At 36.2% G+C, this 21,616-nt stretch carries 18 protein-coding genes and 1 tRNA gene; all 19 read left to right on the top strand.

What is annotated here, in order from left to right:
• Positions 1–40 precede the first annotated feature (40 nt).
• The 19 genes from ACSSV9_RS10570 (at position 41) to dcd (ending at position 21,605) form a co-directional block, all read left to right on the top strand.
• Positions 41–1,708, top strand: coding sequence for a M1 family metallopeptidase (locus ACSSV9_RS10570; protein ID WP_437347225.1), 1,668 nt, complete (start codon positions 41–43; stop codon positions 1,706–1,708).
• The gene (locus tag ACSSV9_RS10575) at positions 1,701–2,423 is read left to right on the top strand and encodes a UDP-2,3-diacylglucosamine diphosphatase (protein WP_437347226.1); all 723 of its coding nucleotides are present in this window, start codon (positions 1,701–1,703) and stop codon (positions 2,421–2,423) included. The genes ACSSV9_RS10570 and ACSSV9_RS10575 overlap by 8 nt, the downstream gene beginning before the upstream one ends.
• 3 nt (positions 2,424–2,426) lie before the next feature.
• Positions 2,427–4,703: a penicillin-binding protein 1A gene (locus ACSSV9_RS10580; protein WP_437347227.1), complete on the top strand. Its 2,277-nt coding sequence runs from the start codon at positions 2,427–2,429 to the stop codon at positions 4,701–4,703.
• Between the two features lie 28 nt (positions 4,704–4,731).
• Positions 4,732–4,818: transfer RNA gene (locus ACSSV9_RS10585), tRNA-Leu, on the top strand.
• Between the two features lie 78 nt (positions 4,819–4,896).
• Positions 4,897–5,772, top strand: a complete 876-nt coding sequence (gene hpnC, locus ACSSV9_RS10590) for a squalene synthase HpnC (RefSeq protein WP_437347228.1) — start codon at positions 4,897–4,899, stop codon at positions 5,770–5,772.
• Positions 5,769–6,611 carry a presqualene diphosphate synthase HpnD gene (gene hpnD / locus ACSSV9_RS10595; RefSeq protein ID WP_437347229.1) on the top strand — a complete coding sequence of 281 codons (843 nt, stop codon included), beginning with the start codon at positions 5,769–5,771 and terminating at the stop codon, positions 6,609–6,611. The genes hpnC and hpnD overlap by 4 nt, the downstream gene beginning before the upstream one ends.
• Positions 6,612–6,613: 2 nt before the next feature.
• A complete protein-coding gene (gene hpnE, locus ACSSV9_RS10600) occupies positions 6,614–7,915 on the top strand; it encodes a hydroxysqualene dehydroxylase HpnE (RefSeq protein ID WP_437347230.1) in 1,302 nt (433 codons plus the stop codon).
• A 31-nt stretch (positions 7,916–7,946) separates the two neighbouring features.
• Entirely contained in the window at positions 7,947–9,257 is a 1,311-nt protein-coding gene (locus ACSSV9_RS10605) for a citrate (Si)-synthase (protein WP_437347231.1), read from the top strand.
• 154 nt (positions 9,258–9,411) lie between these two features.
• The gene (locus ACSSV9_RS10610) at positions 9,412–10,296 is read left to right on the top strand and encodes a lytic transglycosylase domain-containing protein (protein ID WP_437347232.1); all 885 of its coding nucleotides are present in this window, start codon (positions 9,412–9,414) and stop codon (positions 10,294–10,296) included.
• Positions 10,297–10,390: 94 nt separating this feature from the next.
• Positions 10,391–12,016, top strand: a complete 1,626-nt coding sequence (gene pyrG / locus ACSSV9_RS10615; RefSeq protein ID WP_437347233.1) for a CTP synthase — start codon at positions 10,391–10,393, stop codon at positions 12,014–12,016.
• Positions 12,013–13,512 carry a tetratricopeptide repeat protein gene (locus ACSSV9_RS10620; RefSeq protein WP_437347234.1) on the top strand — a complete coding sequence of 500 codons (1,500 nt, stop codon included), beginning with the start codon at positions 12,013–12,015 and terminating at the stop codon, positions 13,510–13,512. Before pyrG ends, ACSSV9_RS10620 begins: the two co-directional genes overlap by 4 nt.
• 25 nt (positions 13,513–13,537) lie before the next feature.
• Positions 13,538–14,149: a phosphoribosylglycinamide formyltransferase gene (gene purN / locus ACSSV9_RS10625; RefSeq protein ID WP_437347235.1), complete on the top strand. Its 612-nt coding sequence runs from the start codon at positions 13,538–13,540 to the stop codon at positions 14,147–14,149.
• A 4-nt stretch (positions 14,150–14,153) separates the two neighbouring features.
• The gene (gene purH, locus ACSSV9_RS10630; protein ID WP_437347236.1) at positions 14,154–15,671 is read left to right on the top strand and encodes a bifunctional phosphoribosylaminoimidazolecarboxamide formyltransferase/IMP cyclohydrolase; all 1,518 of its coding nucleotides are present in this window, start codon (positions 14,154–14,156) and stop codon (positions 15,669–15,671) included.
• 25 nt (positions 15,672–15,696) lie between these two features.
• Positions 15,697–16,722: a rod shape-determining protein gene (locus ACSSV9_RS10635; RefSeq protein ID WP_437347237.1), complete on the top strand. Its 1,026-nt coding sequence runs from the start codon at positions 15,697–15,699 to the stop codon at positions 16,720–16,722.
• Positions 16,722–17,552 carry a rod shape-determining protein MreC gene (mreC, locus tag ACSSV9_RS10640; protein ID WP_437347238.1) on the top strand — a complete coding sequence of 277 codons (831 nt, stop codon included), beginning with the start codon at positions 16,722–16,724 and terminating at the stop codon, positions 17,550–17,552. The genes ACSSV9_RS10635 and mreC overlap by 1 nt, the downstream gene beginning before the upstream one ends.
• Positions 17,549–18,037: a rod shape-determining protein MreD gene (gene mreD, locus ACSSV9_RS10645; protein WP_437347239.1), complete on the top strand. Its 489-nt coding sequence runs from the start codon at positions 17,549–17,551 to the stop codon at positions 18,035–18,037. The genes mreC and mreD overlap by 4 nt, the downstream gene beginning before the upstream one ends.
• Positions 18,034–19,842, top strand: coding sequence for a penicillin-binding protein 2 (gene mrdA / locus ACSSV9_RS10650; protein WP_437347240.1), 1,809 nt, complete (start codon positions 18,034–18,036; stop codon positions 19,840–19,842). Before mreD ends, mrdA begins: the two co-directional genes overlap by 4 nt.
• Positions 19,832–21,061 carry a rod shape-determining protein RodA gene (gene rodA, locus ACSSV9_RS10655; protein WP_437347241.1) on the top strand — a complete coding sequence of 410 codons (1,230 nt, stop codon included), beginning with the start codon at positions 19,832–19,834 and terminating at the stop codon, positions 21,059–21,061. The genes mrdA and rodA overlap by 11 nt, the downstream gene beginning before the upstream one ends.
• A 7-nt stretch (positions 21,062–21,068) precedes the next feature.
• Positions 21,069–21,605 (top strand): dCTP deaminase, encoded by a 537-nt coding sequence (gene dcd / locus ACSSV9_RS10660; RefSeq protein WP_437347242.1) that lies wholly within the window; start codon positions 21,069–21,071, stop codon positions 21,603–21,605.
• Positions 21,606–21,616: the final 11 nt, after the last annotated feature.

Consider the following 21,616-nt stretch of genomic DNA (forward strand, 5'->3'; position numbering starts at 1 on the left):
TAATTAATTTTGTGTTAACACTAACTTTTTATTCCGCATAATGAAAAAATTTCTGATTCCGTTGATTATCCTTGCCTTATTAGCACTTACACTGCTGATTGGCGCTTTTGTCTTTTTTCCAGAAGTTCGTAGTTACAAATCGTTTTCTTTTTCTGATGACGATTTAGAGGCAGCACCAGTTTCTGACATCGACGTTCTCCATTATAACATTAAAATTAGTTTACATCCAAAAGATAAATATATCATTGGCGAAGCCGGGGTTTTATTTCTTTTAAAATCAAAAGAAAACAAAGAATTAAAATTTGATTTCTATGAAAACATGCATATTAATCTTGTCAAACTCAACGGTAAGAAAGTAGAATTTGAAAGGAATAATAACGAAATCATTATCGAATTAAACAGTACATTACCGGACACATCAAAACTCGAAGTTTATTACAAAGGGACACCTCTTCAAAAAGGTTTCGGGTCGTTCAATTTCGAGCATTTAGAAAATTCTTATTTCGTTTATACAATGAACGAGCCGACATTCGCATCCACATGGTTTACGTGTAACGATCGCCCAAACGACAAAGCGCTGGTTGATATCTATATTGAGAACGATTCGAATTATGTTTCGCTTTCCAACGGTAAGTTGATCGAAGTAAATAAAAATGCCGATAAAAAAATTTATCACTGGAAAACTTATTATCCTATTTCAACTTATTTGATCGCTATTTATTCAGGGGATTATCAATCGTATTTTACTAATTATATTTCTACTGGTGGTGATACACTCAGCCTTCAATACTATTCACTCAAGAATAATTTTGAAAAAGCTTTGAAAGATTTCGAAGACCACCCTGACTACCTGAAAATTTTTGAAAAATTGTTCGGCGTTTATCCGTTTACAAAAGAAAAGTATGCTGTTGCGGAATTCTTATGGAAATACGGTGCAATGGAGCACCAAACTCTTACTGGTATCGGTTCCAATTTTATAACCGGCAGAAAATTCTTTCAGGATATGCTGATTCACGAACTGGCTCATCACTGGTGGGGAAATGCTGTTAGTCCTTCCACCTGGAGGGATATCTGGCTTAATGAAGGCTTTGCAACTTATTCCGAAGCTCTTTACTGGGAAGCTAAGGCGGGAAAGTCTGCTCTGATTTCTACAATGAATTCAAAGATATCTAATTTCAACGATACACCTCTCTATAATCCCGGTTTTAGATTATTCAGTAGAACTATCTACGATAAAGGCGCCTGGGTACTTCATATGCTTAGAAATGAAATTGGCGATAGCCTATTTTTTGCTTCTCTCAGGAATTACTTGAATAAATATAAATATAAAAACGCTTCAACAAGAGATTTTCAGAACATTTGCGAAAATACTACTGGTATGAATCTCGATTATTTTTTTAAACAATGGGTTTACGAAGGCAGGGGCATTATAGAAGCTGAAATTAGATGGGAAAGTCATAAATTTGAGGATAAATACAGGAACAAAATTTTTATCGAACAGTTACAAAGTGGTTACAAAAACTATATCTTCCCGCTGCAATTAAAACTGGTCGGGAAAAAAGAATCGGACATTAAACTCGAAAAACTCTATATTGACAATAGATTTAAGTATTTTGAACTGGTCACTAATTTCGAACCTGTTGAAATTATTTTAGATCCAGAATCAAAATTACTTGCTAAGTTTACGGTAGAAAAGAAAAATGATTGATTCCACCTATTTTTTTATATCGGATGTTCATCTCGGACTCGGCTTAAAAGAGAAAGAGAGAGAAAAGGAAGAAAAATTAGTAAAGCTTATAAATTATGCAGTTGAAAACTGTGACGAACTTTTTATTCTCGGTGACCTGTTCGATTATTGGTTTGAATACAAGCGTGTAATTCAGAAAGGATATTATAAAACTCTTGCCGCCTTGATTGAATTTTCCGAGTCAGGTAAAAAGATTCATTATTTTATCGGGAACCACGATTTCCTCCATCGTAACTTTTTTCGTGAGGAAATCGGAGCAATTTTATACGAAGAACCAGCGGCTTTTATATTGAATAATAAAAAATTTTACATCGGACATGGAGATGGATTGTTACCGAATGATTCGGGTTACAGAGTTCTTAAGTGGATTTTAAGAAATAAATTTTTACAGCGACTCTATTCCGCCATTCATCCTGACCTCGGGATCAAAATTGCCAGCAGAACAAGCAAAACGAGCAGAACATATACTTCGAGAAAGGATTATGGCAAGAACGATGGTCTTATCGATACTGCGAAACAAAAAATTGACGAAGGTTATGATTACGTGCTATTCGGGCACACCCACATTCGATCCGAGCTCGAATATAAAAAAGGAAAATATATCAATCTCGGTTCATGGCTCGATAAACCTTGTTACGGCAAATTCACCGATACATTTCAAATAATCGATTGGTAAGATATGGCTAAAACTATTAAGAAAAAAAGAAAGACACTAAGATATTTATTGATTTTATCAGGATTTATTCTGCTTGCTTCTTCAATACTTTTTATTCAATACATAATTGAAGGTCTTCCCTCACTTGAGGAGCTGGAAAATCCAAGACCAGAGCTTGCAAGTAATGTTTATAGCAGCGATGGTGTTTTAATTGGACAATTCTTTAAAGAAAATAGAATTGAAGTAAGTATAAAAGACATTCCTCCTCATGTAATCCACGCTCTGATTGCAACAGAAGACAGGAAATTTTATGACCATTGGGGAGTTGACCTCGAAAGGTTTATAAAAGCAATGATTAAAAATGTTCTACTGGGTAGGAGAGAAGGTGCCAGCACACTCACTCAACAGTTAGCAAAAAATCTGTATGACCTCAAGATTGAAAACGAAACTCTTTTTGATACTGGCATAAGAAAAATTAGAGAGTGGATTACAGCCGTTCAGATCGAAAAGAATTATACTAAAGACGAAATACTTGAAATGTATTTAAATGTTCAATGGTTTGGTCACGGAGCATACGGCATTGGTATGGCCTCGAAAATTTATTTTGACAAAAGCGTTCAGGAGCTTACCGTACCTGAGGCTGCAATGCTTGTGGCTATTCTGAAATCGTGGGTCTATTACGATCCTTATAGTCGTTACGAACGTGCTTTGCAACGCCGTAACCTGGTTATGGAAAAAATGGTAGAAATGGGCTACCTGAGCAAAGAAGACTACGATAAATTTAAACTGAAGCCAATAAGATTGTCATACGAAAAAATAAAAAATGGTATCAGAAGTACAATTGCTCCTCACTTCCTGGAACATATTAGAAGACAGATGGAAAAGATTGCCGCAAAATACGGATATGATTTATACAGGGACGGTTTGAATATCTATACTACACTTGATAGCAGAATGCAGGAGATAGCAAATAAAGCTGTAGAATTACACCTGAATGATTTTCAAAAACAGTTTGACAGAAGCTGGAATTGGAGCGCCTATAAAGGTGATCAGAATGAACTGATAGAGAAGGCAATCAAAAATAGAATTGAATATATAACGGCTCAAAATGCAGAAGAAAGAAAAAAAATTTATAACAGTTTAAAATACAATCGAAAGTTTATCGATTCAGTTAAACAAGCAGCGACACGCATTGAAGTTGGTTTCGTAGTTCTTGATGTTAAAACCGGTGAAATAAAAGCTATGGTTGGAGGACGCAATCAGAGATTTCTTTACGGCTTAAATCACGTAACTCAAATTAAAAGACAACCCGGTTCTGCCTTTAAACCGATTATTTATTCTGTTGCCATCGACAATGGTCTTTATCCAGCATATCCGATATTGAATCAACCTTTTAATTACAATGGATGGAGTCCTCGTAATTTCGATTTATCAACTGGAGGATTTACAACTTTAAGAACAGGACTGGCGCAATCTATTAACATAGTCGCTGCCCGATTAATAATTGAAGATTATGCGCCGCTCTGGAAAATCGGTCTTTTTGCAGAAAAGATGGGTATTAAAAGTAAGCTCGATTTATTCCCATCGATAGCACTTGGAACTTCGCTTGTTTCTCCTCTGGAAATAACAACGGCTTTTGCAACTTTAGCCAACCGTGGTATCTACAATGAACCAATATCTATTCTCAGAATAGAAGACAAAGACGGTATTCTTATCGATAAGTTCACCTCCGAAACACGGGAGGCAATTCCCGAAGAGACTGCATATTTAGTGACGGACATGATGAGAACCGCCGTTGACAAAGGCACCGGAGTTGCAATTAGATATCGTTTTAATTTTCAACGGCCGGCTGCAGGAAAAACCGGCACTACACAAGATTATGCAGATGCCTGGTTTATCGGTTTTACACCACAACTGGCAGCGGGTGTCTGGGTCGGTTTTGACGATCAACAGGTTTCTTTTACAGGTGATTACGGACAGGGTGCAAGAGCTGCTCTCCCGATTTGGGCAATTTTTATGCATGATGTTTATCAACAACTCGATCTGCCCCTTGAGGATTTTCAAATGCCTGAAAACGGTAATATCGTTACTGTAAATTATTGCAGGGAATCGATATTTGAACTTGGCAATCCGAGACTTTACTCAAGAGATTGCAGGAATGGTGTCTATACAGATATATCGAACGTTCGAGATATTCCGGGTACATACGATTCCATGCGCGACAACTACGTAAAAATTCCAAAAAAACATGCTACTAAAGATACTTTGGAATCAAAAGATACCGTTTCTATTTTTCGATAAATTTTTTACATTTGGTTCCGTAATTTTTGCCCGGATGGTGGAATTGGTAGACACGCTAGCTTCAGGAGCTAGTTGGCTTACGCCAGTGCAGGTTCGAGTCCTGTTCCGGGCACCAGTTCCTGAGTTTATAATCAATTTTATTTATTATTCCTCCGAAATTAGCTATCTTGTCTCACCATAATTTTGTTGCTGTGTGATTAATAAAATAATTGATAGCGAGTATTTAAAGGCGCTCGAATTTACCCGAAAGCACTATGAAAATTTTCCAGTAGCCTCGATTCTTTTACCTCAGCGCCTGCGTAAACATATTGCGATAGTCTATAAATTTGCACGTATGGCTGATGATATTGCAGACGAAGGCGATACTGAAATTGCTGAAAGACTCGAGAATCTAAGATTTTACCGTCTGAAATTTTCAAATGCCCTTGAAGGTAATTATAACGATAACTTCTGGGCAGCTCTCGATAACACGATCAAAAGCTTTAACCTTTCAGAAGGAAATTTTTTTAATTTGTTAACCGCTTTCGAACTGGACATAACTGTAAATCGATTTAATTCTTTTGAAGATATTCTGAAATATTGCTCAGACTCTGCCAATCCAGTCGGAAGAATTGTTCTCGAATTGTTTAATATTCGTGATGATAAAATATTCAACTATTCCGATTCAATTTGCACGGGATTACAATTGACCAACTTTTATCAGGATATTTCAATTGATTTCATGAAGGATAGGCTATATATTCCGCTCGATGAAATGAAAGAATTTCAACTTGATCAGGATAAATTACTTTTCTTTAATGACGAAGAAAAAGTTAGATTCAAGGAATTGATGAAAATACAAGTGGAGAGGAATAGAAAATTTTATGAAAATGGCAAAAATCTAATTCCGGCGCTGAGAAATCACCCTAATGCCACAAGAGGTTTAATATGTCAGTTGAAACTTACGCTCCTTGGCGGGAATAAAGTTTTAGATTATATTGAAAAAAATAATTATGATACAATTGAAAAAAGACCCACATTGAAAGTTTACGATTTTATACTGTTGTTTATTAGAGCATTATTCAAATGAAAGACGAAGCCAAACAAATAGCACAAAAGAGCAGAAGTAGTTTTTACTATGCATTCTCTCTGCTTGAATCAGAAAAACGTGATGCCATGAATGCAGTCTATGCATTTTGCAGAACAACGGACGATATAGTTGACGAAACAACTGAACCTGATGATATTAAATACGAAAAACTAAGAATGTGGCGCCTGGAATTTGAGAAAGGGTTGCGCGGCTGTTCGAACTATCCTCTTCTCAATAAATTAAATCTGATTATAAGAAGATTCAATATCCCAATCGATCCCTTTTTTGAGTTAATTGAAGGGATGGAAATGGATTTACAAAAGAAAAGTTATCTCAGTTTTGATGACCTTCTACAGTATTGTTACAGAGTAGCCTCGACTGTAGGACTAATGTGTATCGAAATATTTGGATATAAAAATCATTCCGCTAAAGATTATGCCATTAACCTCGGTATTGCATTACAGTTAACCAATATTATACGTGATGTTGGTAAGGACGTTGAAAACAATAGGATTTATATACCCAGATATGACCTTGATAAATTTGATTACTCAATTGAAGATCTGAGAAGAAAAAAGTATAACGATAAATTTGTTCAGTTAATGAAATATGAAAGCCAACGCGCGGAATATTATTTTCAAAAAGCAAATAATTCTCTGGATTTTGAAGATAAACCCATGATGTTTCCAGCCCGAGCAATGCAACATATTTATGAAAAGTTATTAAGAAAAATTCAAAAAGCTAACTATGATGTCCTGAATAATTATATTAGAGTTTCTTCCGGTGAAAAAATTGCCCTCTCTTTAGGAACGTGGATAAAGTATAATCTCGTTTATTGATTATGAAAATTATTGTAATAGGCGGAGGACTTACCGGTTTAGCCGCTTCTGTTTTTCTTTCTGAAAAAGGTTTCAATGTTACCTTACTCGAAGCTTCTCCCAAACTGGGTGGCCGAGCTTATTCAATTTACGATCCTGATTCAAACGTCGAATTCGACAATGGCCAACATTTATTAATGGGATGTTATCGCTCAACAATTCGTTTCCTGAAAATTATTGGCGCCCAGTCAGAAATTAAATTACTACCACTAAAAGTGCCTTTCATCGGGCCGAATAACAAAATATCATTTCTAAGAGCCGTAGACGATTTTTACCCGCTGAATTTAATAGACGCAATTTTGAATTTTTCCACAGTTAATTGGAAAAGTCGCTTAAAAATTTTTACTCTTCTATTAAAAGTTAAATTTGATAAAAGTAATTCAGAACAGAGTGAGAGTGTTTACCAATGGTTAAAAGCAAATCGTCAGACTGAAGAGGCAATTGAATATTTCTGGCAGGTATTGTGCGTGGGTGCATTAAATTCAGACATAAAAAAGTCCTCAGCTTTGATTTTTAAAAATGTACTGAGGAGGATATTCTTTTCTGGAACGGATGGATACAAATTTATCCTCCCCCGCAAAAATTTAAGGACGATGTATATCGATAAATCAAAAAACTTTATTTTATCAAATGGCGGCACAATTTACATGTCCGAACGTGTACTTGAATGCGATATTGAAGAAGGAGTAATTAAAAAGATTATTACAACTCGAAAAATTTATGATAATTTTGATTCAGTAGTTTTTGCAGTACCGGCGCATGCCCTCCATAAAATAAAATTTAGAGGGCATCAATTAAAAAATATTCCAGCATTTGAATATTCTCCTATCTTAAACGTTCACCTTGTCTTAAAAGAAAATCCTTTTACTGAACCATACTATGCTTTGCTTGGGACAGATTTCCACTGGCTTTTCAATCACGGCAAATATATATCGATTACCAGCAGCTCTGCAGAAAAATTAATAAAAAGAAATAATGCGGATTTATTATCCGAATTATACTCGAATTTAGAATTATTTTTTCCTATATTTAACAGAAAATTAGTGCAAAATGTAAAGGTCATGAAAGATAAAAGAGCAACATTTGTTCCAGATAATAATAGGTTGAAAAAGAATAGCGTTTTTGGTTCGGATATAAAAAATTTGTTTATAGGAGGCGATTGGACTATACCAGAGCTCCCAGCAACGATTGAAAGTGCTGTTCTGAGTGCAGAAATAATATCTCGCAATATTGAAAATTTATATCGAGTAAACGACCGTTTGTGAATAAAACACTCAAATAAATTACGGAGGGATTATGTCGTCACTAAAGAAAAAACTCGAAGAAAAGATTCTACAGCACAGACCGCGAACTGAACGTCTACTAAAAGAGTATGGTGATGTAAAGGTAGACGAGGTAAAAATCAATCAAGTCATTGGAGGTATGAGAGGAATTAAATGTCTGGTTACCGATATTTCGTATCTCGATCCTTTCGAAGGAATTCGTTTTAGAGGGTTCACTATTCCAGAAGTCCTCGAAAAACTTCCTAAAGTCCCTGGTGCTGAAATGCCTTATGTCGAAGGATTTGTTTATCTTTTATTGACGGGCGATATTCCTACAATGCAGGAAGTTGAAGAAGTGCACAATGAATTTAATGCCCGGAAAAAAGTGCCACAATATGTATTCGATATTCTCCATGCAATGCCCAAGGATTCTCATCCGATGACAATGTTTGCTACAGCCATCATGTCGATGCATCTCGATTCTGTATTCGATAAGGAATATAGGAAGGGAATTCATAAGTCCGATTATTGGTCTGCATACTATGAAGATGCTATGAATCTTCTTGCCAAAATTCCTGAAATTGCAGCTCATATTTACAGATGGAAATATAAAAATGGCGATATAATCCCGAGCGACCCAGATCTTGATATGGGAGGCAATTTTGCTCATATGATGGGCATCGACAAACCGTACGATGACGTAGCTCGCCTTTATTTTATACTTCACAGCGATCATGAAAGCGGTAATGTTAGCGCTCATACAGGACATCTTGTCGCCAGCGCATTGTCCGATATTTATTATTCAATTAGTGCTATGTTGAACGGTCTTGCCGGACCTTTGCATGGACTTGCTAATGAGGAAGTACTTAGATGGCTCCATGGCGTAATGGAGTCTATGGGTGGCAAAATTCCGACAGAAGAAGAAATGAAAAAGTTCGTCTGGGATACACTTCAATCAGGAAAAGTAATACCTGGATTCGGACACGCTGTATTGAGAAAAACTGACCCACGATATATGGCACAAAGAGAATTTTGTTTGAAACATCTACCCGATGACCCGATATTTAAATACGTCGACCTTTTATTCAAAGTTGTTCCCCCAATTTTATTGGAACAGGGGAAAGCCAAAAATCCATGGCCAAACGTCGACGCACAGTCGGGTGTTATTCAATGGCATTATGGAGTAAGGGAATACGAATTCTATACGGTTCTCTTTGGAATTGGAAGAGCTCTTGGAGTTTGCTCCAATATAATCTGGGCACGTGGACTCGGCTATCCGATTGAACGTCCCAAATCGGTTACAACAGATATGCTGGAAGAAATTGCATTCGGAAAAAAATCTTAATGAATTCTGGGGCTGTCTAAGAATTGTCTCTTTGAGAGATAAAGACACTTATTACACGATTTTTAACGAATAATTAAGTGAGCTTTTACTATACGGACAGCCCTTTTTTATATATATGAAAAGAGAAAATTTATTTTACCTACCAGTAATTTTAATGTCGGTAGCGGTAATAACGCTGGCTTTGGCTTTAATTTTCATTAAACGCAAAGAAGAAAATCTGAAAATATTCGTAGAATTTAAAAATCCTGATTACAGGATCTTTATTCCCGAAATTCCACTTCAACTCGATTTTTGCGGGGAATCCGTTCCAATGCAAGTCGCAGATGTCTATGAACGGGTCGAGCGTGAGATATTGGTTAATATTTACTGGAATTCTTCAACCCTGCTAAATATTAAAAGAGCAAACAGGTGGTTTCCTGTAATAGAACCGATTCTTAAAAAGTACGGTGTCCCTGATGATTTCAAATATGTAGCTGTAATTGAAAGTAATTTAACGAATATGGTTTCATCCGCAGGCGCGGCGGGATTCTGGCAGATTACTCCACCAGCTGCAAAAAAATATGGATTGGAAATTTCTAATACTGTTGATGAAAGATACGATGTCGAAAAAGCTACCGAAGCTGCATGTAAATATCTCAAAGATTCTTACGCAAAATATAAAAACTGGACGATGGCAGCCGCCTCTTATAATTATGGTATTAACGGTATTGATCGCCAGATTAAAAGGCAAAAAAGCAGTAACTACTACGAACTTTACCTGAATCAGGAAACTTTTCGTTATGTAGCTCGTATTGTGGCTTTAAAAGAAATTATGACTCATCCAGAAAAATATGGATATTTTCTTGAGGAAAAAGATCTGTATAAACCGTATAAATACAAAATTGTTAATGTAAGGTATGGTATAAAGAACCTCACTGAATTTGCCGAACATCACGGCACTACATATAAAAAACTCAAATTATTGAATCCCTGGTTACGGGATAGTTATTTGCCCGCGCATAATGGTAAGGTCTATCGCATTAAAATTCCTGATGAGTAGTCTTTTTGCACTTTTTTTATAAAAAATTTCCAACAGATATAGACAATTTTTTTTATTTTTCATTTCAAAAAATTTTATAGAAAAATTAAAAAAAATGGCACATAAGAAGAAGGTAAAGTATATATTTGTGACCGGCGGGGTAGTTTCATCGTTAGGAAAGGGAATTACGGCCTCATCGCTCGGACTCCTCCTTAAATTGAGAGGGTACAGTGTAACAATTCAAAAATTTGATCCCTATATAAATGTCGATCCAGGGACAATGAATCCGTTTCAACACGGCGAAGTTTATGTAACTGATGACGGAGCTGAGACGGACCTTGACCTGGGACACTACGAGCGATTCCTCGACGTTGATATGTCCAGAGCAAATAATACGACTACCGGACAGGTTTATAATGAAGTAATTACAAAGGAGCGCAGGGGAGATTACCTCGGCGCTACAGTTCAGGTCATTCCACATATTACTGATGAGATTAAAAGAAGGATGAGATTGCTGGGTGAAACTGGCAAATACGATATTGTTATTACAGAGATTGGTGGAACTGTCGGCGATATCGAAAGTCTTCCTTTTATTGAAGCAATGCGTCAGATTATGCTCGAAAACGGGAGAAAGAATGCCATTAGTGTTCACGTTACACTTGTGCCGTATATTTCTTCAGCTGGCGAAATGAAAACCAAACCGACTCAACACAGTGTAAAAAATTTACTTGAACTCGGTATACAACCCAATATTCTAGTTTGCAGGTCTGAAGAAAAACTCTCTCATGAAATCCGTGAAAAAATTGCTCTCTTTACAAACGTTAAAACCGAAGCTGTAATTTCAGCTTATGATTGCTCGACAATTTACGAGGTCCCTTTAGTCTTATACGAACAAGAATTAGACAGAATTGTATTAGACAGGCTTAAACTACCGGACATTACTATTAAACTCGATGGCTGGAAAGAATTTGTTGATAAAGTTTTGCATGCCGAAGAAAAAGTTAGAATTGCTGTCTGTGGTAAGTATATTGAAAATAAGGACGCATATAAAAGTATATCCGAAGCCTTCGTGCATGCTGGTGCAGAAAATAATTTGAAAGTTGAATCCGAATTTATTTCTTCTGAGGAAATTGAACTAAAAGGAGCAGAGCCTTTATTAAAAGATTTTGACGGACTATTGATTCCAGGAGGATTTGGCGAACGTGGGATTGAAGGTAAAATTAAAGCAATTCAGTACGCACGAGAAAATAAAATACCTTTCTTCGGTATTTGTCTGGGGCTCCAATGTGCTGTTATCGAATTTGCCCGCAATGTGTGTGGCATTAAATCAGCTAACAGTCAGGAATTTCGGAGCAAAAATCCCTACAATGTAATTCACATTATGCCCGACCAGGCAAAAGTGAAAATGAAGGGAGCAACGATGCGTCTGGGTGCTTATCCCTGTATAATCAAAAAGAAGACTAAAGCGTACGAAGCTTATAAAAAGCAAAAAATTTCAGAACGCCATCGTCATCGTTATGAGGTTAATAATAAATTTCGAGATATCCTCGAAAAGCATGGTATGATTTTCAGCGGCTTGTCGCCCGATGAAAAATTAGTTGAAATGATTGAAATTGAAGATCATCCCTGGTTTGTTGGTTGCCAATTCCATCCGGAATTAAAATCGAGAGCTACAAAGGCACATCCTTTATTCAGGGAATTTGTTAAAGCGGCATATAATTATTCCAGGGAGCGAAAGTGAGCAAAAAATTATTTTTCATTTGCCTTTCATTCATTCTTTTATCAAACACATATTCTTATAGTAAAAGAGAACTGCTGTTAAATCAGGGACTGAATAAAGCTTACAATCTCGAATTCAAAGCAGCCGAAGAAATTTATAATAAAGTAATTGGCATTGATCCCGATTTACCAGACGGATATTTCAGGATTTCACAACTTTATTTCTGGTCTTTTCTGGCTAGTCACGACATTGGACAATACTATGTATTCCTTAAATTTGCCGAATTGGCCGAAAAAAAATTAGACTTCATTTTATCTAAAAATCCGAAGAATGCTTTTTATACTTATATGGCAGGAAATTTGGCATCACTAAGAGCCATGTCTTATGCAATTAATAATTCGGCTGTCGATGCCTTGTGGTATAGTAAAAAAGCTGTTAAACTTTTCAATACTACCTTAGAAATTAATCCTAAATTTTACGATGCTTATCTTGGACTCGGCCTTTTCGATTATGCTATGAGCTTTGTCCCCGAATTTTTGGGTTGGACTTTAAATATAGCAGGTTTGTCATCCAATAAAGCAAGGGGACTGAGATACATTAAACTTGCTTACGACAAAGGTAAATACGACAGAACAGAAGCTGCCTTCCACCTCTCGAAAATATATGTCGATTATATTGCTGAATATGACAGCGCTGAAATTTATATTAAAAATCTCGTATCCAGATATCCCGCCAATAGTTTATTCCTGTACCAGCAAGCTCTCATTCAGTTTAATAAACGCAAGCTTGACTATGCGCTCGGTTTATTCAATAAAGTACTCAAAATTAATAAAGAACAATTCCCACAAATTTCCGCACTAGCTCGATTCAGAATAGCAAATATTTATTTTTATAAAAACGAATTTTCTAAAGCACTCGAGAATTTTGATTCGTTTTACCAAACTGCAAGAGAACCTGACTATTTGAGCGAAAGTTCTCTTAAATCTGCTCTCTGTCTTAAGTTTCTTGGAAACAGTGATTCATTTTTTGTGTACCTCAATCGAACTAGTGAAGGGAATCCTGATCTTTTTGAAGATGCGTATGCTATTAAACTCGCATCTTATTTTAAAGAAACAGGCGTGACTGATGAAGATTTATTCTTAATACGAATGAATAACAATTTACATGCTGGCAAATATAAAATTGTGTATGATTCCTTGAGTGTTTATGCAGATTCACTGAACGGCGTGAAAAAAGGTTTTGCTTTTCTTTATCTTTCTGAAGCAGCTTACCATTTAAAAAAATACGACGAAGTTGTTTATTATGCCGAGAATATCCCAAAAATTAATTTTAGCAAATTCAAATGGATTATTCCGAAATCGTATTATTTAATTGCCGCTACGCATTATTCGAAGAAAAATTATAAAAAAGCTTCTTACTACTTGACTTTAGCTAAAGATAACAATAAATATGATTTCGTCGATTACTTAGAAGCGTTAATAGAAAATTTGAATAGAAAACTAAACAAAAGTATATAATGGCAAGTAATTTTATCGATTGTGTATGATTAATATTGCGGTGTTTGTGTCGGGACGGGGTTCAAATTTCAGAGCCATTAACGAAAAAGTTTCCGGTGATAAAATTAAAATCGTTGCTCTAGTCAGTAATCGTATCGATTGCGAGGCTGTCGACTATGCAAAAAGAAACAATATTCCGGTATACTTTGTCGCCGAGAAGTCTTCCGACAAATTTGTCAGTTACGATGAATTAACAAATATATTTAAAGATAAAAACATAGAACTTATTGTTCTCGCCGGTTTCTTGAAAAAACTACCCGATAAGTTCGTAGATTCTTTTGAATACAAGATTATCAATATACATCCCGCTCTTCTTCCTTCTTTTGGTGGGAAAGGAATGTATGGAATTAATGTGCATAATGCGGTATTTAATTCATCCGCAAAAGTCTCGGGCGCCACAGTCCATTTCGTGGATAAAATTTATGACAATGGCAAAATAATTATGCAAAAATGTGTTGATATTTCAGATGTGAAATCTCCACACGAAATTGCTGAAAGGGTTTTAAAAATTGAACATGAAATCCTTCCATATGTGGTACAAAAATTCGCCGAAGGTAAAATTGTCATTCAGGGTAACAGAGTAATTATTTTGGAGTAATAAATTGAATAAAATAGCATTAATAAGCGTTTCGGATAAATCGAAAATAGTTGAATTCGCTTCTGAACTTATTAACAATGGATACGACATACTTGCAACGGGCAAAACAGCAAAGACTTTGATGGATAACGGTATCAGGTGTACAGAAATCAGCGATTTTACTTCTTATCCAGAAATTTTCTCGGGACGTGTAAAAACGCTGAATCCAAGAATATTCGGCGGTATTCTAATGCGCCGTGATGTCGAGGAAGATATTCAACAAGCTCGTGAAAACAATATTTTGCCAATCGATATCGTTTGTGTTAATCTGTACCCTTTTCCCGAAGTTGTTAATCGCAAAGACATTTCGCTCGAAGTGAAAATTGAAAATATTGATATTGGTGGACCGAGCTTGATTAGAGCTGCTGCGAAAAACTATAAATATGTATCAGTACTAACTAATCCGAACCAGTACGATTCCTTTATAGAAGAATTGAATAAAGGAACAATTAGTATTGAAACACGCAGCAAACTTGCAGCCGAAGCTTTTTCTCATACTTCGATGTACGACACTATTATTGCCAACTTTTTCGAAAAAGAATTTTTATCCGAACCGACAGCAATACGATTGAATTACAAGACTGCCTTTAATCTAAGATATGGAGAAAATCCACATCAAAAAGCAACATTATTTGGTAATATTTCTGAATACTTCGAGATTTTACACGGCAAAGAATTGTCTTACAATAACATAATTGACCTTACAGCAGCAGTCGAACTGGTTTCTGAATTCGATAAAACGGCATGCGCTATTATAAAACATACAAACCCGTGTGGTGCATCGATTGCAAGCTCGGTACTTGAAGCATACGAAAAAGCATTGTCGGGCGACCCAGTATCTGCATTCGGAGGAATTGTAGCATTCAATAATGAAGTTGATTTTCAAACTGCACAAAAATTAAACGATATTTTTCTGGAAATTATTTGTGCTCCTTCTTACACCCAAGAAGCTCTTGATGAATTAAAAAAGAAAAAGAACAGAAGATTAATACTTATTAAAAAATATCCTGCTGATGACCAGCAAGTAATCAGGAGCGTTCCTGGCGGACTATTGGTTCAGGATAAAGATAATTCAAAAATTTCCGATGATATGTTAAAGGTAGTAACAGAAAAAAAGCCGACGCCATCTGAAATTGAGGACCTCAAATTTGCGTGGGCGGTTTGTAAACATACCAAGTCGAATGCAATTGTCTTTGTAAAGGATGGCAAGGCACTTGGTGTCGGTGCTGGACAAATGTCACGAGTTGATTCTGCTAAAATTGCTGCAATAAAAGCTAATCAATTCGGACATCAACTCGAGGGTGCAGTGGCAGCATCTGATGCTTTCTTCCCATTTGCCGATGGATTGCTTGAAATTGCTAAGTATGGAATCACGTCAGTTATTCAACCGGGAGGTTCGGTACGTGATGAAGAAGTTATCAATGCAGCAAATGAAAATAATTTATCGATGATATTTACAGGAATTAGAAATTTTAAACACTGACCTCTATTGAGAGGTGGGAGGATATATGGGATTATTCGACTTTTTTACGACAGATCTAGCTATCGACCTCGGTACCGCAAATACTCTTATCTATATAAAGGGTAAAGGAATTGTGCTCAACGAGCCTTCGATAGTAGCTTACGACAGAAATACCAAAAGAATAATAGAACTTGGAAATAAAGCTAAGGAGATGCAGGGCAGAGAACATCGGGATATAAGAGTTACTCGACCAATGCGCGACGGAGTTATAGCAGATTTTGAAATTGCAGAGGGAATGATAAGAGCGTTTATTAAAAGGGTTACATCGAGCAGTTTTGCAAGCAAAAGAGTTGTTATTGCTGTCCCCAGCGGTGTCACTGAAGTAGAAAAACGTGCAGTACGCGATGCGGCCGAACATGCAGGTGCAAAAGAAGTTCATCTAATAGCCGAACCAATGGCGGGCGCTATCGGTATCGGTATTGACGTAGAAGCCCCTGCGGGAAATATGATAATTGATATCGGCGGTGGAACAACTGAAATTGCAGTTATTGCTCTGGGCGGTATTGTAAACGAGGAATCAATCAGAATTGCAGGCGACGAAATGAATAATGCCATTATGCAATTCTTCAAGAAAAACTATAATCTATTGATCGGTGAACGCACTGCAGAAGCTATCAAATGCGAGGTTGGGTCAGCTGTTCCCCTTAAAGAAGAAGTGACAATACAGGTTAAGGGAAGAGATCTTGTGGGCGGTATCCCGAAAACAACCGAAGTAAGTTCCGTTGAAATCCGCGAAGCACTCAATGAAAATATTATACAAATTGTCGATGCTGTCAAACAGACTCTCGAGCGCACACCACCAGAATTATCGGCAGATATTCTCGATCGAGGTGTAATGTTGACTGGCGGAGGCGCTCTCTTGAAAGGCCTGGACGAAAGAATACGAATGGAAACCAACTTACCTGTTCACGTTGCTGATGACCCTCTTACAGCGGTTGTGAGAGGTACGGGGAAAGCTCTGGAAAATATCAATAAATATTCGAAAGTTTTTTTGCGTAAAAGAACATACTGATGATAAGATTTTTGCTTAAGATAATTAATAGCTATAAAGAATATTTTCTGCTCTTTCTGCTTTCTACAATTAGTTTGCTTGTACTCTCTTTTAATGATAATCCACAATTGATTCGACTGAAACAATTCGCCTTCGGAAATTTTGCGGTTGTAAGCGAATTAATAAATTATCCTATTTCGTTTATCAAGAAACGCGAATCAATAGAAGAACTCAAAAGAGAAAATGCCAGACTGATGCTTGAATTGAGTAGACTTAAAAATCGAGTTGATGAAAATAAAGAATTGAGAGCAATATTTAATTTAAGAGATTCGCTGAACTATCCACTTGTTGCCGCAGACATTATTTCTAAAACTGTCAACGATATTGATGGTTCATTCATAATTAACAAGGGTTTGAATGACAGTATTTATGTTGGTATGCCTGCCTTGTGTTCCAGCGGTCTGGTCGGAATTGTTACAAACATTTCAAACGACTATGCGGTTATAAGAAATCTTTATAATACTAAGCTAAAAATCGCCGTTACAATTAAGCCATTAAATATTAACGGAATTATGACTTGGGACGGCAATCAACTGATAATTAAAAATATTCCGTCTACATATGATGTACAGATTGGAAGCTCGGTCGAAACATCCGAATTTAGTACTATCTTTCCTCCAAATATTCCAATTGGGAAAGTAATTGAGAGGGAAGATGTACCTGTCGGAGCCTTACATAACGTTACAGTAAGTCCTCATAGCGACATTCGTGCACTTTATAATCTTTTTATAATGCGTATTGTACCGGATAAAAAACTTGAAGACATAAAACTCAATCTTATAGCTAAATGATAAAGCAAATACTAATACTGATGTTTTTATTTACTTTGCTGGCTGCTTTACAGATGACAGTGGTACCTCTTATTAGTATATCAGGAATAGCACCTAACTTATTGATTGTATTAATTACATTTTATGCTTTGAAGAACGGTCAATCTTTTGCAATTCTTTTGGGATTTACTCTTGGACTTATGTTTGATTTGATTTCAGGAGGTGTAACAGGAGTTAATATGTTTGCCATGACTATAAGTGGTTTTATCGCAGGTTATTTTTATAATGAAAATAAAATTGAAATAAATACCGCAACGATGAATTTTTTCTATATAAATTTGATAGTTGCTACTGTCTATTCTTTTTTATACACACTAATTGCTGCGGCAAGACCAGAGCTTAATCTATTTATTCTTTTGATCGAAGGTGGTTTTCTACCTGCTGTTTATACTTCAGTTTTTGCATTGCCTGTATTAATTGCAATGCCTAAAAGGGAATTAAGATGAAAGAACAAATTTTCGGACAGGATGTTCGAAGGCGATTATTATTTCTGGTAATAATCGCATTCTTTGTTATTTCACTTATTCAATTGTTTAACATGCAGGTGTTACAGGGTAGCATTTATACTGCCAAAGCCAACGAAAACAGTATTAAACCAATCTATGAGACCGCACCGAGAGGTATATTTTACGACAGAAATAAAAATGTACTTGTAGGAAATAAGCCATCTTTTACATTGAGAATTACACCCGATAAGTACGACACCTCCCTTAATCGTCATTTAGAAACCATGCTCGGTTTCGATAAAGGCTATATCAAAAGTCTGCTCAAAAAGAACAGACATATGTCGCCTTACGTACCAATCAGAATAGCGAAAAATGTAGATTACAAAGTTATAGCCTGGTACGAAGAAAATTCGGAAAAGCTGCCTGGTGTCGATTATGTAATCGAAATGCGCAGAGACTATTCTTTTGGAGTTCGGGGATCTCATCTATTTGGATACTTGAGAGAAATCAATAAAAACCTGTTGGACAAAATGACTGGTTATAGTTTAGGAGATGAAATTGGTTACGTTGGTATAGAAAAAAAATATGAATCAGTACTCCGCGGTGAAAAAGGCATAAAATACCTATTGGTCGATTCTCATCAAAAAACAATCGGCAGATACAATTCCGGTAAAAGCGATGTAGCTCCCATTAAGGGATTCGATCTAATGCTTACAATCGATAAATATACCCAGCAAGTTGCCGAGTCGTTGTTTACAGATAAACGAGGTGCTCTTGTTGCAATTGAACCTGGCACAGGCGAAATTTTGGCTATGGTTAGTTCACCTATGTACGATCTGGAAAATTTCTCTTCAATGGATTTTTCGAAGGTTTGGAAAGAACTCAATGAAGACGAGGATAAACCCTTGTTTAACAGGGCGACAATGTCAATCTATTCACCGGGCTCTACATTTAAAATGGTTTCGGCAATAGCTGGAATTGAAGAAGGGATAATAACTGAAAAGAGTCGCTTCTATTGTAATAGCGGTTACTATTTTGGAAATCGTTTCTTTAAATGTCTCCATTATCACGGCAGTGTTGATCTTATAACTTCAATTGAGAAATCGTGTAATGCATACTATTATCAACTGGCTCTTAAAGTTGGTCTTGATAATTGGTCGAAGTATGCGGCTAAATTAGGTTTCGGAAGGAAAACCGGAATTGATATAGGAGAAGAAACTGCCGGCTTATTGCCGACAAAAAAATATTATGAACATGCTTTCGGCAAAGATCGGTGGCCAAAAGGAATTTTGTTGAGCTTGGGTATCGGGCAAGGCGAGCTCAGTGTTACACCTCTCCAGTTAGCACAATATGTAGCACTAATTGCAAACTATGGTAAATCTGCAAAGCCGCATCTGGTTAAAGGCTTCTACAAAAAAGGAGTATTCCAGAAAATTGAACCTGAATATTATGATGCTGGAATTAGTAAAAGTACTTTTGATATAGTTAGAAATGCGATGTATCTCGTAGTCAACGGAGCTGGCACAGCAACTAATATTAGATTGCCGGATGTAAAAATTGCAGGTAAAACCGGTACAGCTCAAAATCCTCATGGCGATGACCATTCCATCTTTATTGGTTTTGCGCCGTATGAAAATCCTAAAATTGCTGTTGCTGTGGTAGTTGAAAATGCTGGCTATGGTAGCACTGTTGCCGCTCCGATTGCACGGGACGTAATTAAAGCTTATCTAAAAAATCGTATTGAAAAAGAGAAAAAAATAATAAAAAATGAAATCGTCGCAGGAGTGAGCAAAATTGAAAATTGATTATGAATTAAACGATCGATTCGATATTTTATTTTTTGTATCTATTTTTCTTTTAATATTATTTGGATTGGCTGCAATTTACAGTTCAACTGCAAATCATCCTACTGCGTCACAGAATTTCGAGAAGCAGTTAGTATTTAGTTTAATTTCTTTGCTTGCATTTCTGGTAATTTATAATCTTCCAGAACAAGTTTTCAAAAATATGGCTTTATCTTTTTATGTGGTTTCGTTATTAATGTTGGTTGTGGTTTTATTTGCAGGGAAGACTGTCTATGGTGCCCGGAGCTGGCTCGATTTTGGCCCAATTGGATTTCAACCCTCTGAATTTGCAAAAATTGGAATAATACTGGGCATATCCTACTGGATATCTTACAAAGAGAGGGATATAAATAACATTAAAGATATAGCAATAGCAATTGGTATCGGGTTTTTCCCGGCATTACTGATATTATTGGAACCAGACACGGGTACTTCAATAATATTTATCATACTTACCATTTCAATTGTCTACTGGAGCGGCATAAGTTTGTTTGCACTATTCGTTGTACTTTCACCTATAGTTGTTGTTTTTGCTTCGTTACTTGGACCCGTATACTTTATAATTTCACTAATAGCAGTAATTATAGCCCTCATTATTTTTAAGAGAGATTTGTTCAACAGTATAGCCATTTTTATGCTGAATTTAGGAGCGTCCTTCTTTTTCGAATACGGTTTCCGTTTATTAAAACCTCATCAGCAAAAGAGAATTGAAACATTTATTAATCCCTATGCAGATCCACTTGGCGCAGGTTATAATGCATTGCAGGCAAAACTTGCAATTGGTTCTGGCGGCTTATTCGGTAAAGGTTTTATGCAGGGCAACCAGACACAGTTACGTTTTATACCAGAACAATGGACCGACTTTATCTATTGTGTGATAGGCGAGGAGTTCGGCTTTATTGGAAGCACAATTGTATTACTCCTTTTCTTTATAGTTTTTATGAGACTGCTATATTTTGCGTCTGTATCTAAAGATAAATTCGGCTCGCTAATAATTATTGGAACATTGTCACTTTATTTTTCCCATTTTGCCATTAATATCGGGATGAATCTGGGTATAACACCAGTGATTGGGATTCCGTTACCATTTTTAAGTTACGGTGGTAGCTCTTTGTTGGTAAATATGGTTTTAGCTGGAATTGTAATGAACGTCTATAAAAACAGAAAATTACATACTTGAGGTACTTATGATTCTTTCAGATAAAAAAATATTAGAAGAAATAGAAAGAGGGAATATTGTCATTGAACCTTTCAAACGTGAAAATCTGGGCTCGAATAGTTATGATGTTCACCTCGGGAAGTGGTTGGGTGTGTATAAAGATGATATACTTGATGCCAAAAAACATAATGAAATTGTTCTATTCGAAATACCGGACGAGGGTTTTATTCTTCTTCCGTCAAAGTTATATCTCGGCGTTACGGAAGAGTACACGGAAACTTATAATTATGTGCCATTCCTCGAAGGTAAATCGAGCATCGGCCGTTTAGGTATTGATATTCATTCCACAGCAGGCAAAGGCGACGAGGGCTTTTGTAATACATGGACACTTGAAATAAGTGTAAAACAACCTGTAAGAATCTATGCTGGAATGCCAATAGGACAGATTATTTATTTCAAATTAGACGGCCAGGTTGAAGTTTCATATAATAAAAAATCTTCCGCTAAGTATAATAAGCGTACTGTATATCCCGTTGAATCGATGATGTTCAAGAACTTTAAATAAAATGAGATATA

Source organism: Melioribacter sulfuriphilus (assembly GCF_051488685.1).
In the GTDB taxonomy this organism is placed as follows: domain Bacteria; phylum Bacteroidota; class Ignavibacteria; order Ignavibacteriales; family Melioribacteraceae; genus Melioribacter.